Here is a 13,091-nt window from a genome sequence, read left to right as displayed (position 1 = left end):
CGGCGGCCGGGCCATGGAAATCGTCCGCGATGACGAGCAGCTCGAACGCTACATCACCAATGCCGTCAAGGTGTCCGGCGACAGCCCGGTCCTGATCGACCAGTACCTGTCCCGCGCCACCGAAGTGGATGTCGATGCGCTGTGCGATGCGCAGGGCGCGGTGTTCGTGGCCGGGGTGATGGAACATATCGAAGAGGCCGGGGTGCATTCGGGCGACTCGGCCTGTTCCATGCCGCCGTTCTCGCTGCAGCCGGAGACCATCGCCGAGCTGAAGGTCCAGACCGAGAAGATGGCCCGCGCGCTCAAGGTCCGCGGCCTGATGAACGTGCAGTTCGCCATCGAGGAGCCGCATTCCGACCATCCCCGTATCTTCGTCCTGGAGGTCAATCCCCGCGCCAGCCGCACGGTGCCCTTTGTCGCCAAGACCATCGGCCGGCCGGTGGCCGCCATCGCCGCCAAACTGATGGCCGGCAGGCTGCTTTCCGAGTTCGACCTGGTGGAGAAACCCTACGACCATGTTGCGGTGAAGGAGGCGGTGTTCCCCTTCGCGCGGTTCGCCGGCGTCGACACCGTGCTGGGGCCGGAGATGCGCTCGACCGGCGAAGTCATGGGCCTGGACTGGGTGCGGCCGGGCGAGACCCTGGCGCCGGCCTTCGCGCGGGCTTTCGCCAAGAGCCAGCTGGGCGGCGGCACGGTGCTGCCGAAAAGCGGGGCGGTGTTCGTCTCGGTGAAGGACGCCGACAAGCCCTGGGTGCTGGAGCCGGTGCGGCTGCTGGCCGGCCTGGGCTTCCAGATCCTGGCGACCGGCGGCACGGCAACCTACCTGGCGGCGCAGGGCGTCCAGGTCGAGCTGGTCAAGAAGGTGCTGGAAGGCCGTCCGCACATCGTCGACGCTATGAAGAACGGCGAGGTGCAACTGGTGTTCAACACCACGGAGGGTCGCCAGTCCCTGGCCGACAGCTTCGCGCTGCGCCGCACCGCCCTGATGATGAAGACGCCCTACTACACCACCGCGGCGGGCGCGCTGGCCGCGGCCCAGGCGATCGTGGCCACCGTGGAAGACTCCCTCGAGGTCCGGCCTCTGCAGAGCTACGTCTGAGGCGCCCGCCGTCGTGGCGCCAGGAACACGCTGAGAACATCTCCGCCGCCGAACGCCAAGCTTTTGATTGACCCGGATTCTCCGGAGGCGCACGATTCGTCCATAGCCTGATTGTTGCAGGCGCGTGGGCGTGCTCCGGCGGCCCAGGATAGACCGGCCGGAACGACGCCGATGGCGTCTGCCGCAGTCTGGCGGGGGACACAAACCCCCAGCAGATTGGAGGACGCTTCATGCATTCTGATCATCCGGAAACTCACCCCCACAAGAACCGGCACATCGCCGAACGCTTCGAGGGCATGCTCGGCAAGGTGATGGTGGTCGCCGTGGTCCTGTTGGCGATCGGCGCGATCTACATGGTCATGACCGGCGATTCGACGCCGAGCTGGATGCGCTGACCGGGCCCGGCGGGCTGACCGTCACCAGGTTGTCGTAGACGCTCCCACGATTCGGAACGGGCGTTGATGGGCATCGACAAACGCCCTTGCCAGGCAACGAACGCGTGTGCCTGGAGGTTGTCGTCCCAGAGACTTACAAACATCCGCCCGGCGCGCGTCGCGGCGGCGCTTTCACATGCCGGCAGCCTCCGGCTGGCGGTGGCCCCGGCGATCCGGAGGCAGCCGGGGTCGGCCAGCCAGCCGTCATATCGTGGGACCCTGTTCGCGTCCTGGCGGTGCGCCAGCAGGTGGGCGGCCTCCCCGCGCGGACTTTCGGTCGCCGCCGGACACGGACGCTGACGTCGCCGACCCCGAGACCAAATCCAGGCTGACTCGACTCAAGTCAGCCCGGACAGTTCGTCGTTGATGTCTGGAGCCCTTCTCCCGCACGACGGGCTGCGCCTGCCAAAGTCGGAAGGGCTCTGGCGGCGGGCCGCGCCGTGGGCTAGGCGTCAAGGCAATCGAGGCTCCGGAGGACTGACCATGGCGGGACGCGTTCAGGGCAAGGTGGCGCTGATCACCGGCGGCGCGAGCGGCATTGGGCGCGGGTGTGCGGAAAAGCTGGCGGCCGAGGGCGCCATCGCGGTCATCACCGATCTGCAGGACGACATGGGCGCCCAGGTCGTGACGGCCATCGTCAAGGCCGGCGGCAGGGCCTGGTATCTGCACCACGACGTCACCGACGAGGCGGCCTGGGAAGGCGTGATCGCCGAGATCAAGGCGCGCGAGGGTCGGCTGGACATCCTGGTCAACAACGCCGGCATCGGCATCGGCGGTTCGATCCTGGAGATGACGCTGGAGGACTGGCGCCGCCAGACCGCGGTGAACCTCGACGGCGTGTTCCTTGGCGTGAAGCATTCGATCCCGCTGATGCGCGTCTCCGGCGATGGCGGCAGCATCATCAACATGTCCTCGGTGGCGGGCCTGAAGGGCTCGGCGATGCTGGCCGGCTATTGCGCCACCAAGGGCGGGGTGCGGCTGTTCACCAAGTCCATCGCCATGGAGTGCGCCAACGCCAAGGACGGCATCCGGGTGAACTCGGTCCACCCCGGCCTCATCGAGACGCCGATCTGGCTCACCGTCGGCCAGGCGGTAAACCCCGGCGCCAACGAGGCCCCGGACCTGGACGCGATGAGCGCCATGGCCGTGCCGCTGGGCGTCAAGGGCTGGCCGGAAGACATCGCCAACGGCGTGCTCTGGCTGGCCAGCGCCGAAAGCCGCTATGTGACCGGCCAGGAACTGGTGATCGACGGCGGCCTGACCGTCCGCTGAGCGGCCCCGGCTCCGTCATTCCGGCTCAGCGACTGACAAGACTGGAGAGATCGCCATGAGCAAGACGCCCCGACCCGTGGTGGCTGCCGCCATCGGACTTGGCCTCGCCGCCGCGGGCCCGGCCGCCGCCGAGCGGTTTCCGACCCTGACGCCCGAACAGATGACCCCGGCGCAGCGGCAGGTGGCCGAGGCGATCATCGCCGGGCCGCGCAAGGGGCTGGGCGGCCCTTTCAACGCCTGGCTGCGTAGCCCCGAGCTGGCCGACAAGCTGCAGAAGCTCGGCGAGCACCTGCGCTATCATTCCAGCGTGCCGCCGCGGCTGAACGAGTTCGCGATCCTGCTGACGGCGCGGGCCTGGGACGCGGACTATGAGTGGCACGCCCACTATCCCCTGGCCCTGAAGGCCGGGCTTACGCCGAGCATCGCCGCCGACGTCGCCCAGGGCCGGCGCCCGGGCGGCATGGCCGCCGACGAGGCCGCGGTCTACGACTTCGTCACCGAGCTGCGTCGCGACCACCGGGTCAGCGACCCGACCTACGCCGCCACCCGCGCGATCCTGGGCGACCAGGGGGTGATCGATCTGATCGCGCTCAGCGGCTACTACGACCTGGTGTCAATGACCCTGAACACCGCCCAGGTGGCGGCCCCGTCGGACGGCGCCTTGTCCCTGCCGACCAGAAAGGCGCGGCCTTAGGCGTCGAGGTCAGCGCCCGGCTTGGAGCCTGGTCGCGGGTATGGATGGTCGCCTGCGCGGCCCGGCCGGCCAGGAAATCCCGTTCGCGACCTTGCCTTTTGCGGCGCACAATTCTATCTTCTTTCCCCTCCCGGACGCCTGCGCCCGCGGCCGGAATCTGCGAACTTCTAACTTAGGGCGAACCCGAGTCACCGATCTCCCATGGAAAAAGTCCCGATGACCGCCGAGGGCTATCGCGCCCTCGACGACGACCTGAAGCGTTTGAAGACCGTGGAACGGCCTGCCGTGGTCGCCGCGATCGGCGAAGCGCGCCTGCACGGCGACCTGTCGGAAAACGCCGAATACCACGCCGCCAAGGACCGCCAGGGCTGGATCGAGGGCCAGATCGCCGAGATCGAGGACAAGATGGCGCGCGCTCAGGTGATCGATGTCTCCAAGCTGTCGGGTAGGCACATCAAGTTCGGCGCCACCGTCTCGGTGACCGACGAGGACACCGAGGAGAGCGCCCGCTACCAGATCGTCGGCGAGCATGAGGCCGACGTGAAGCAGGGCCGCGTCTCGATCACCTCGCCGATCGCGCGCGCGATGATCGGCAAGGAAAGCGGCGACACTGTCGAGGTCAACACGCCTGGCGGCGTCAAGGCCTATGAGATCACCAAGGTCGAGTGGGTCTGACCGAGGTCGAGATCGCGGACGATCTGCCTTGCGGGAGGCCCCGACGCCGCCCCTGACCCTCTGGGCCGTTTCGGACGGCCGGATCGGCATCGCGGCGCAGGTGTTGGGCCTGGCCGAGGCGGTTGCCCGCCGGCGCCCCGCGACGATCGTGGTCAAGCGGGTGGCCTGGAGGGGCTGGCTTGGCTGGACGCCGCTGGCGCTGCTGCCGATTCCGGGCCTGACGCTGCGGTCGGACACTCTGATCGCCGCGCCCTGGCCGGACATCTGGATCGGCGCCGGACGCGCCACCCTGCCCTGGTCGATGACCCTGCGCCAGCGTTCAGCGGGTCACACCTTCGTCGTCCAGACCCAGACCCCGCGCGGCGTGGCGCGAAGCGCGTTCGACCTGATAGTCTCCCCCCTGCACGACGAACTGACCGGACCCAACGTGCTGCCGATCCTGGGCTCGCCCAACCGGATGAGCCCCCAAGGGTTCGCCCGCGACCTGACCCGGTTCGCCGACAGGATCGCCCCCCTGCCCCATCCGCGCGTGGCGATGATCGTCGGCGGCAAGTCGGGCAGCCACGACCTGCCGCCGGCCAGGGCGCGGACCATGGCGGCGGAGGTCGCCGCGGCGATCAAGGCGGTGGGCGGTTCCCTGCTGCTGAGCTTCACCCGGCGCACGCCGCCCGCGGCGCGCCGCATCCTGGCGCAGGGCCTAGCCGACCTGCCGGGCTGGATCTGGGACGACCGGGGGGACAATCCCTACCTCGCCTTCCTCGCCGCCGCCGACACGATCCTGATCACCGAGGACTCGGTGAACCTGGCGGTCGACGCGGCCTCCACCGGCAAGCCGGTCCATGTGCTGGCGATGGCCGGCGGCGGGCGCAAGTTTGATCGGTTCCACGCCGATCTGCGGCGTCGCGGTGTGGCTAGGCCGTTCACCGGCGCGCTGGAGACCTGGCGCTACCCGCCGCTGGACGAAACCGATCGCGCGGCTGACGAGCTCTTGCGCCGCTTCGACGCCCGACTATCCGGTGCGACCGGGTGACGCCCTTTTGGCCGCATGGTAAATGCGGCGACAAAATAGCAAGACTTTCGCAACATCATCGCGGCATGCTCGCGCAGATTCCTTGAGCCTGGGGGCCCAGACGTGGCGAACTATTTCTTTGACGCGATGACGCAGGCGCAGGCCGACAGCTATCGGCAGGCGAGCGACGTGCTGGTGTTTTCCACCGGCAGCGCCTCCCAGGCCACGGTGATCTTTCACCCGCTGACCTCGACCTCGGCCCCCTTCATCACCGTGAACTACGGCGCCCAGTCGCTGAACTTCGCCGATGACGCCGCGACGATCCGCGGGCAGCTCAACCTGAAGTTCTTCCCCGACTCATCCCAGCTCTTCGTCGGCACCGCGGGCGCCGACAGCGTGGTCGGGACGGCGGGCGCCGATGGCCTGTTCGGCGGCGACGGCAACGATTCGCTGAACGGCGGGGCCGGCGACGATCTGCTGCAGGGCAACCAGGGCAACGACAGCCTGGTGGGCGGCGCGGGGCTCAACACCATCTATGGTGGCCAGGGCGACGATTCCATCGACCTGTCCGGCGGCGGGGCCAGCCCGACGGCGACCAACTTCGGCCAGGGCAACCTCGGCAATGACACGATAATCGGCAGCTCGAACGCCGACACCCTGCTGGGCGGCAAGGGCGACGACAGCATCACCGGCGGCGGCGGCGGCGATTTCCTCAACGGCAATCTCGGCAACGACACGGTGGTCGGCGGCGGGGGTAACGACACCATCCTCGGCGAAGACGGCGACGACAGCCTGGTGGGCGGCGGCGGCAGCGATTCGATCAACGGCGGCAACGGCGACGACACGATCACCAGTTCGGGCGCCACCGGAACCGACACCATCGACGCGGGCGCCGGGAACGACCAGGTCAGCGAAACCGGATCGAAGAACGCCATCATCGACCTGGGGGCGGGCAATGACACCCTGACGACCGCGGGCGGCAACGACACCATCACCTCCATCTCGGGCGCCAATGTCATCACGCTCGGCGGCGCCGGGGCCAATTTCGTCACGACCGGCGTCGGCAACGATTCCGTCAGCGCCGGCGGCGGTTCCGACGTCATCAATGTCGGCGACGGGGCCAATACGGTCACCGGCGGGGCCGGCAACAACACGATCACCTCCGGAATCGGCGACGACACGATCAGCGCCGGCGGCGGGGACGACAGCATCTCGGCCGGGGCCGGCGCCGACACCATCGACTCGGGCGGCGGCTTCGACACCATCGACGGCGGAGCCGGCAACGACAAGATCACCCTGACCGGCCGCGGCGTGGTCACCGGCGGCGAGGGCGACGACACCATCAGCGGGGCCACCGGCTCCAGCACGCTGGATGGCGGCAACGGCAACGACAGCATCTCGTCCGGCGCGGGCTCCGACACCATCCTGCTCGGCGCGGGGGCCAACACCCTCGTCGACACTGGCGGCTCCAACACCATTTCGGGCGGCGCCGGCGACGACAGCATCACGGTCACCGGCTCCAGCGGCGATGTGATCGACGCGGGCGACGGCGCCAACGTGGTGTCCGACACCGGCGGGACCGGCGGCGACACCATCACCTCGGGCAGCGGCGCCGACACGATCACCACCAACGGCGCGTTCAACGACAGCATCTCGTCGGGCGCCGGCAACGATGTGATCAGCACCGGCGGGGGCATCGACGTAATCAACGCCGGGGCCGGCAACGACTCCATCACCTTCACCGGCCAGGGCGGCGTGCAGGGCGGCGACGGCAATGACACGATCAACGGCAGCGGCGGCCTCAGCTCCGTGGTCGATGGCGGCAATGGCGACGACTCGATCACCATGAGCGCCAACGCCGACACCATCACCGGTGGGGCGGGCAACGACACGATCAGTGGTGGCGGCGGCCACGACCTGATCTCCGGCGGCGGCGGCGCGGACCAGTTCAACTTCGCCACCCCCGACACCCTGGTCAGCGGCGGCGCGGCCGGCGTGGCGGTGATCAACGACTGGGTGGCCGCGGACTCGCTGAAGTTCAGTGCGGTCGGGACCGGGGTGACCTTCTATCACAACGACAGCCTGACGGCCTCGAGCTTCACCACGGCGATCACCGCCGCCAACACCCAGATTTCGGTCACTCACATCGCCACCAACGACAAGTACGTCGCCGTTCAGGTGGGCGCCGACGTGGTCGTGTTCGCCGACACCAACGGCGACCACAGCATCACCGGGGCCGACGACGCGATCATCCTGACCGGGCGCTCGCTCGCGGACATCGCGGCGACGAATTTCATCTAGGATTGCGACGATCCATCGACCTCGCGAGGGCCGCTCTTCGGGGCGGCCCTTGGCATTTGGGCCTAGGGTGGGCGACAGCGATTCTCCCGGAGGCGAGCATCGGTCATGAGCGGCCCCCAGATCCTCTTCGTTGTCGATGCCGGCCCTCAGGTGGGCGGCGGCCATGTGATGCGGTCGCTGACGCTTGCCGGGGCGCTGGAGGCCGCCGGGGCGAGCTGCCGCGTCGTGGCGTCGCCGATCGTGAGCGCGCTGATGGCGACCTTCACGCCGCGGATGACGCGGGTCGAGGCCGCCTCGGGTGAGCGCCGCGACCTGGCCGGCGCGGTCGAGGCCGAACGCTTCGACGCCGTGGTCTTCGACCACTATGGCCTAGGCGAGACCGATCACCGAACCATGAGCCAGGGCCGCTGCGCCTTGGTGATCGACGACCTGGCCGACCGGCCCCTGAGCGCGGACCTGGTGCTGGATTGCGGCCCCGCGCGGCGCGCCGAGGACTATGACGGGCTGATCGCCGACGGCGCGCGCCTGTTGCTGGGGCCGCAATACGCCCCCGTGCGGCCGGAGTTCGCCGCCCTGCGCGACACCGCGCTCGCCTGGCGCGGCGAGCCGGTAGGCCGGGTGCTGGTCGCGCTGGGCCTGACCGACGTCGATGGAATCACCGGCCGGGTGGTCGAGCGGCTGCGGCCCCGGATCGGCGAGGCCGGGCTGGACGTGGTGCTGGGCGGCGAGGCGCCCAGCCTGCCCGGCCTGACCAAGATCGCGCGGCGCGACACCCGCATCGCGCTGCACGTGGACAGCCCGCACATGGCCCGGCTGACCGCCGAGGCCGACATCGCGGTGGGCGCCGCCGGGTCCTCGACCTGGGAGCGCTGCACGCTGGGACTGCCGACCCTGATGGTGGTGCTGGCGGAAAACCAGCGGGCGGCGGCGCAGGCCCTGGCCGAGCGCGACGCGGCCCTGGTGGTGGACGCCGGCGCGGCCAGTTTCGAGCCCGCCTTCGACGTGGCCCTGATGCGCATCACCACTGACGCCGGCCTGCGCCGCCGCCTGGCTGAGGCCAGCGCCGGTCTCTGCGACGGCCTGGGCGCGGGCCGCGTCGCCGAGGTGTTCCTCAAGCTGGTCGCCGCGCGGGCGGGTTAAGCCTGGTTGACCGTGTTGCGCTTGACGGCCGCGGAGCCGTCGGCGGCGAGGTCGGCGCGGGTGTCGGTAAGGCTGAGCGGCCCGCGCAGGCGCGCGTTGACCGCATCGAGGCCCACCGGACCGGGATGGCGCCGCGCCACCAGATAGCGCAGCGAGATGCGCTCGTGATCGGCGGCGTCCGGCTGGGTGCCGTGCAGGGTGCAGGCATGCCACATGGCCGTAAAGCCGGCGCCTCCGGTGAGGATCTTCTGGCGCGCCACGGTCTCGCCGTGCCGCCCATTGACGTAGAGCCAGTCGGTGTCGCCGATTCGGCTCAGGTTGTGCGGGAACACCGAGCCGCCGAGCGTGTGACTGCCCTCCAGCAAATAGAGCGGGGCGTCGGCGCGGGTGACCGGGTGCAGGTAGATGTAAAGCGTCAGGAAGTCGGCCTCGCGGGCCTTGTAGTCGATCAGGTCCTGGTGAAAATCGATGCCGTAGAAATAGGTCACGTCGCGATACTGGGGCCGCACATAGGCGCCCAGATTGTTCACCGGGTTGCCCTGGATACGCTGGCGCAGCCAGTCGGGGACCGAGCCCGACGGCACGCCGCAGACCACTTTCTTGTTCAGGATCTCGTAGTCGGGACCCAGCAGGGTGGTGATCGCCTCGACCAGCTGTGGGGCCTGTTCGACGAAGCCGAGCCGAACTTCAAAGCGCTCAAGCAGGTTGCGGCCGGGCTTGGGATTGACGCCGGTGTACTGCGGGCCGGCGTCGAACGCGGCCTGCGACAGAAACAGGCTCTCGTCGAAATCGCGGGTGGCGCGGATCTCGGCCAGCAGGTCGGCGCAGGCGGCCGGGTCCACCGGATCGGCGAACAGGTGCGCGCCATCGCGGATGAAGTCATCGACGACGGTCTGGGCCAGGGCCGAGGGCTCGAAGTCGCGCGATCTGCGCAAGGCGTTCATCGGCAGGTCTCCCGCATCGCCACAGCAGGCCGCGATTTGGCTTAATCGCCGGTTACCTGAGCGCTCGTCCGAGCATGTCCCAGGCCAGCGGTTCGCCGCGCTTGAGGTCGCGCATAGCCGGGCGGCCGATCACCTCTTCCAGAAGGGCGGGCGGCAGGCCGTTGCCAGGGCGCACCGACCGAACATTGGCGCGGCTGAGCGGCTCGCCGGCCTTCACGTCAGCGGTGACGTAGAGCGAGCGGCGAAACTGCAGCGACGCGCGTTCCGACCCCAGCACGTCGTAGTGGGCTCGGCCAAGCGCGGTCCAGGCGTCCTTGCCGTCGCGCACCAGGGCGGCGAACTCCGCCGGTTCAAGGCTGAAGGCCGCGTCCGGTCCCCCATCGGACCGAGCGAGGGTGAAGTGCTTTTCGATCACGCAGGCGCCAAGCGCGATGGCCGCCACCGAGGCCGCCGTGCCGTGGGTGTGGTCGGACAGGCCAATCGGGCTGTCGAACCGCTCAGCCATGTCCGCCACCGTGCGGACATTGGCGTCGGCCAGGGCGGCCGGATAGCTGGAGACGCAGTGCAGCAGGACGACGCCCGCCGCGCCGGCCTCGAGCGCCGCGGTGCGGGCGGCTTCGATCTCGGCCAGGTTGGCCATGCCAGTGGAGATGATCAGCGGCTTGCCCTGCCGCGCGGCATAGCGGATCAGCGGCAGGTCGACGGCCTCGAACGAGGCGATCTTGTAAGCGGGCGCGCCCAGGCCGCTCAGGAGGTCGACGGCTGTCTCGTCGAAGGGGCTGGAGAACAACGTCACCCCCCGCTGGTCGGCGCGCGCGAACAGGGCTGGGTGCCAGTCGTAGGGCGTCTGGGCCTCGCGATAGAGCTCATGCAGGGTACGACCGTCCCACAGGCCGCCGGCGATGCGAAACTCCGGCCGGTCGACGTCGAGGGTGATGGTGTCGGCGGTGTAGGTCTGGATTTTGATGGCGTCACAACCTGTGGCCGCCGCAGCGTCGATCATCGCCAGCGCCCGGTCCAGGCTTCCGTTGTGATTGCCGCTGAGTTCACAGATCACATAGGGCGGGTGGGCCGCGCCGACTTTGTGTCCGGCGATCTCGACCTCGGGAAGGTTGGGCTGGGCGCTCATCGCCCGCCAATCTAGCCCCGGCGGCTGAAACGGGCGTTAACTATCAGCGCCCCAGGACATTGACGGGCTGGATTCGATCACCAGGGTTCTGGGCCGTGTCCCGGCCAGAATCCCGAGCGCCACGCCCGTTCCCAGCCCCACCATGGCGACGCCGGAAAACAGCCGCAGGCCGAGGCCCAGAGCGGCGCCTATGCCCACCGCAGCGCCGACCAGGGCGACAACACCGGCGGTCTTCAATTCGTGCTGCATGCAAGGCTCCAGAATCTCACCTACATAAGGGCCATGTCCCAGGAACGTTCCGAACCCCGCCGCGTCCGCTGCCTGATTGTCGGGTCAGGCCCGGCCGGCTACACCGCCGCCGTCTATGCCGCGCGCGCGCTGCTGAACCCGGTCATGATCCAGGGGATTCAACCCGGCGGCCAGCTGACCATCACCACGGATGTGGAGAACTATCCAGGCTTCGCCGACGTCATCCAGGGACCCTGGCTGATGGAGCAGATGGAGGCCCAGGCCCGCCACGTGGGCACGGAGATCGTGGCGGACATCGTGCTGACGGCGGACCTGTCACGCCGGCCGTTCCGGCTGACCACCGATAGCGGACAGGCGTGGCTCGCCGAGACGCTGATCATCGCCACGGGCGCCCAGGCCAAGTGGCTGGGCCTCGACAGCGAACAGCGGTTCCAGGGCTTCGGCGTCTCGGCCTGCGCGACCTGCGACGGCTTTTTCTATCGCGGCAAGCAAGTAGTTGTGGTCGGCGGCGGCAACACGGCGGTCGAAGAGGCGCTGTTTCTCACCAACTTTGCGTCGAAGGTGACGGTGGTGCACCGCAAGGGTGAATTCCGCGCCGAGAAGATCCTTCAGGAGCGACTGTTCAGCCATCCGAAGATCGAGGTGATCTGGCACAGCGCGATCGACGAGGTGCTGGGCGCCACCGACCCCATGGGCGTCACCGGCGTGCGGCTGAAGTCCGCCCAGGACGGCGCGACGCGGGAGATCGCCTGCGATGGGGTGTTCATCGCCATCGGCCACGCACCCGCCTCGGAACTGTTCAAGGGCCAGCTGGAGATGGACGCCGCGGGCTACCTGCGGGTCAGGGCCGGGACGGCGTCGACGGCGATCGAGGGGGTCTACGCAGCCGGCGACGTCACCGACGACATCTACCGCCAGGCGGTGACCGCCGCCGGCATGGGCTGCATGGCGGCGCTGGAGGCCGTGCGCTTCCTGGCCGAGGAAGACCACCGCCAGACGCTGACGCCGCTCGGCCACGCCGAGGCGGAGAAGATCGGCGCGTGGTGATCCGGCTCGCGGCGCCTGGCGACCACGCCGCCATCGACTCTATCGTCCGGGCAGCCTTCGGCAGGGCCGACGAGGCGGTTCTGGTGGACCGGCTGCGCGCGGACGAGGACACCTTGTTTGAACTGGTCGCCGTGGAGCAAGGCGAGGTGGCCGGCCATGTGCTCTACAGCCGGCTCTGGGTTGATCGCTACGATCTGTACGCGAGCCTGGGCCCGCTCGCCGTGGATCCGGCGCAACACCGGCGCGGCCTGGGCTCGGCGCTGGTCCGCGCAAGCCTGGAGATCGCCCGGGAGTTCGGGTGCCACGGCGTGCTGTTGCTGGGTGCGCCGGCCTATTACGGTCGTTTCGGATTTTCGTCCTCCGCCACGGCGCAGGTTCAGGGTCCGTTTTCGGGACGAACCGCCTTCCAGGCCCTGGCGCTGGAAGATGATGCCTTCGTGAGCCCCATGACCATCGCCTACCCCGATGCCTTCGCGAGCGCGCCGTCCGAGCCTCGGCGCGGAGGCAGCTAGCCGGGCGGACGTGCGGCCTGGCCCTCGGCGCGGGGCTTGGCCTGAGCCGGCGCAGCCGCCGAGGCGGGCGCGTCCATGCCCTTCTCCAGGGCCGCCAGACTGTCGTTGATGCGTTTGACCTCGTCGGGGGTCGGCGCCCGGCGCGGGGCGTACAGCGCACCCGGCGCGCGGGCGCCCGGAGCGGCGCTGGGATCGGCCAGGGTGTAGGTGCGCACCTCGCCCGCCACGGCCAGCGTTATCTTGCGCTCGGCCGGAGGCAGTTGCGGCGACATCAGCCCCTGGGTGCGGGCGTCGACACTGGCCAACAGCTCCGGGGACAGGTCCGCCTCGCGGCCGGCATAGTGGCCGATGAAGGCCGCCGGCTCGCCCCACGGACCTGTCCAGCGATAGAAGATGTGCTGGCCCACCTGGGTCATCTTGACGAGCGTCGGAGCCCAATAGGGCGCGACATAGGCCGCGTGATAGTGGGTCGCCGACCCCACGTCCTTGTCGACGAACCCCGCCAGCGCGCGCCGCGCGACGTCCTGCGCCTGCCGCCACAGGCTCGACTGGGGAGTCCAGCGCAGGGCGCCATCGCAGGTGAAGG

13 protein-coding genes and 1 pseudogene are annotated in these 13,091 nt (G+C 69.4%); 10 read left to right on the top strand and 4 right to left on the bottom strand.

The genetic code is table 11. The annotated features are described in order from the left end of the window. The 8 genes and pseudogenes from RMN86_RS12515 to pseG all read left to right on the top strand — a co-directional run. Positions 1 to 1,099: pseudogene (locus tag RMN86_RS12515) on the top strand (carbamoyl phosphate synthase large subunit); the annotation flags it as partial. Positions 1,100 to 1,329: 230 nt separating this feature from the next. Further along, the gene (locus RMN86_RS12510) at positions 1,330 to 1,494 is read left to right on the top strand and encodes a hypothetical protein (protein ID WP_309606175.1); all 165 of its coding nucleotides are present in this window, start codon (positions 1,330 to 1,332) and stop codon (positions 1,492 to 1,494) included. A 522-nt stretch (positions 1,495 to 2,016) separates the two neighbouring features. Beyond that, positions 2,017 to 2,805, top strand: coding sequence for a glucose 1-dehydrogenase (locus tag RMN86_RS12505; RefSeq protein WP_309606174.1), 789 nt, complete (start codon positions 2,017 to 2,019; stop codon positions 2,803 to 2,805). Between the two features lie 55 nt (positions 2,806 to 2,860). Next, positions 2,861 to 3,499 (top strand): carboxymuconolactone decarboxylase family protein, encoded by a 639-nt coding sequence (locus RMN86_RS12500; protein WP_309606173.1) that lies wholly within the window; start codon positions 2,861 to 2,863, stop codon positions 3,497 to 3,499. Positions 3,500 to 3,700: 201 nt separating this feature from the next. Further along, entirely contained in the window at positions 3,701 to 4,174 is a 474-nt protein-coding gene (gene greA / locus RMN86_RS12495) for a transcription elongation factor GreA (RefSeq protein WP_309606172.1), read from the top strand. A gap of 28 nt (positions 4,175 to 4,202) precedes the next feature. Continuing rightward, positions 4,203 to 5,204 (top strand): mitochondrial fission ELM1 family protein, encoded by a 1,002-nt coding sequence (locus RMN86_RS12490; RefSeq protein ID WP_309606171.1) that lies wholly within the window; start codon positions 4,203 to 4,205, stop codon positions 5,202 to 5,204. A gap of 102 nt (positions 5,205 to 5,306) precedes the next feature. Further along, positions 5,307 to 7,484 carry a calcium-binding protein gene (locus tag RMN86_RS12485; RefSeq protein WP_309606170.1) on the top strand — a complete coding sequence of 726 codons (2,178 nt, stop codon included), beginning with the start codon at positions 5,307 to 5,309 and terminating at the stop codon, positions 7,482 to 7,484. A gap of 105 nt (positions 7,485 to 7,589) precedes the next feature. Further along, positions 7,590 to 8,624, top strand: a complete 1,035-nt coding sequence (pseG, locus tag RMN86_RS12480; RefSeq protein ID WP_309606169.1) for a UDP-2,4-diacetamido-2,4,6-trideoxy-beta-L-altropyranose hydrolase — start codon at positions 7,590 to 7,592, stop codon at positions 8,622 to 8,624. On the opposite strand, the gene RMN86_RS12475 is transcribed toward pseG, so the two are convergent. Genes RMN86_RS12475 through RMN86_RS12465 form a run of 3 tightly spaced genes read right to left on the bottom strand, consistent with a single transcriptional unit; the run spans position 8,621 to position 10,946 of the window. Next, positions 8,621 to 9,568 carry a hypothetical protein gene (locus RMN86_RS12475; protein WP_309606168.1) on the bottom strand — a complete coding sequence of 316 codons (948 nt, stop codon included), beginning with the start codon at positions 9,566 to 9,568 and terminating at the stop codon, positions 8,621 to 8,623. The genes pseG and RMN86_RS12475 overlap by 4 nt on opposite strands. Positions 9,569 to 9,620: 52 nt before the next feature. Next, the gene (gene pseI, locus RMN86_RS12470; RefSeq protein ID WP_309606167.1) at positions 9,621 to 10,697 is read right to left on the bottom strand and encodes a pseudaminic acid synthase; all 1,077 of its coding nucleotides are present in this window, start codon (positions 10,695 to 10,697) and stop codon (positions 9,621 to 9,623) included. Between the two features lie 36 nt (positions 10,698 to 10,733). After that, on the bottom strand, positions 10,734 to 10,946 hold the full coding sequence (locus RMN86_RS12465) for a hypothetical protein (RefSeq protein ID WP_309606166.1): 213 nt from the start codon (positions 10,944 to 10,946) through the stop codon (positions 10,734 to 10,736). A gap of 33 nt (positions 10,947 to 10,979) precedes the next feature. Between RMN86_RS12465 and trxB the strand changes: the two genes are divergently transcribed. Next, entirely contained in the window at positions 10,980 to 11,993 is a 1,014-nt protein-coding gene (trxB, locus tag RMN86_RS12460) for a thioredoxin-disulfide reductase (protein WP_309606165.1), read from the top strand. Beyond that, the gene (locus RMN86_RS12455; protein ID WP_309606164.1) at positions 11,990 to 12,505 is read left to right on the top strand and encodes an N-acetyltransferase; all 516 of its coding nucleotides are present in this window, start codon (positions 11,990 to 11,992) and stop codon (positions 12,503 to 12,505) included. The genes trxB and RMN86_RS12455 overlap by 4 nt, the downstream gene beginning before the upstream one ends. On the opposite strand, the gene RMN86_RS12450 is transcribed toward RMN86_RS12455, so the two are convergent. Beyond that, positions 12,502 to 13,091: cell wall hydrolase (locus RMN86_RS12450; protein WP_309606163.1), on the bottom strand; the 590-nt coding region annotated here is incomplete at its 5' end. The two genes, RMN86_RS12455 and RMN86_RS12450, sit on opposite strands and share 4 nt — an antisense overlap.

Origin of the sequence: Phenylobacterium sp. (genome assembly GCF_031360265.1) — a bacterium.
Taxonomy (GTDB): Bacteria; Pseudomonadota; Alphaproteobacteria; order Caulobacterales; family Caulobacteraceae; genus Phenylobacterium.
The sequence above is the reverse complement of the archived record's forward strand: the minus strand, read 5'-3'. Positions and strand labels throughout refer to the sequence as shown.

What these genes read in the sequence shown, in the direction of transcription:
- RMN86_RS12475 (WP_309606168.1), bottom strand. Translation starts at nt 9,568, where the DNA reads ATGAACGCCTTGCGCAGATCGCGCGACTTCGAGCCCTCGGCCCTGGCC.
- RMN86_RS12505 (WP_309606174.1), top strand. Translation starts at nt 2,017, where the DNA reads ATGGCGGGACGCGTTCAGGGCAAGGTGGCGCTGATCACCGGCGGCGCG.
- RMN86_RS12465 (WP_309606166.1), bottom strand. Translation starts at nt 10,946, where the DNA reads ATGCAGCACGAATTGAAGACCGCCGGTGTTGTCGCCCTGGTCGGCGCT.
- RMN86_RS12510 (WP_309606175.1), top strand. Translation starts at nt 1,330, where the DNA reads ATGCATTCTGATCATCCGGAAACTCACCCCCACAAGAACCGGCACATC.
- greA (WP_309606172.1), top strand. Translation starts at nt 3,701, where the DNA reads ATGGAAAAAGTCCCGATGACCGCCGAGGGCTATCGCGCCCTCGACGAC.
- trxB (WP_309606165.1), top strand. Translation starts at nt 10,980, where the DNA reads ATGTCCCAGGAACGTTCCGAACCCCGCCGCGTCCGCTGCCTGATTGTC.
- pseG (WP_309606169.1), top strand. Translation starts at nt 7,590, where the DNA reads ATGAGCGGCCCCCAGATCCTCTTCGTTGTCGATGCCGGCCCTCAGGTG.
- pseI (WP_309606167.1), bottom strand. Translation starts at nt 10,697, where the DNA reads ATGAGCGCCCAGCCCAACCTTCCCGAGGTCGAGATCGCCGGACACAAA.
- RMN86_RS12500 (WP_309606173.1), top strand. Translation starts at nt 2,861, where the DNA reads ATGAGCAAGACGCCCCGACCCGTGGTGGCTGCCGCCATCGGACTTGGC.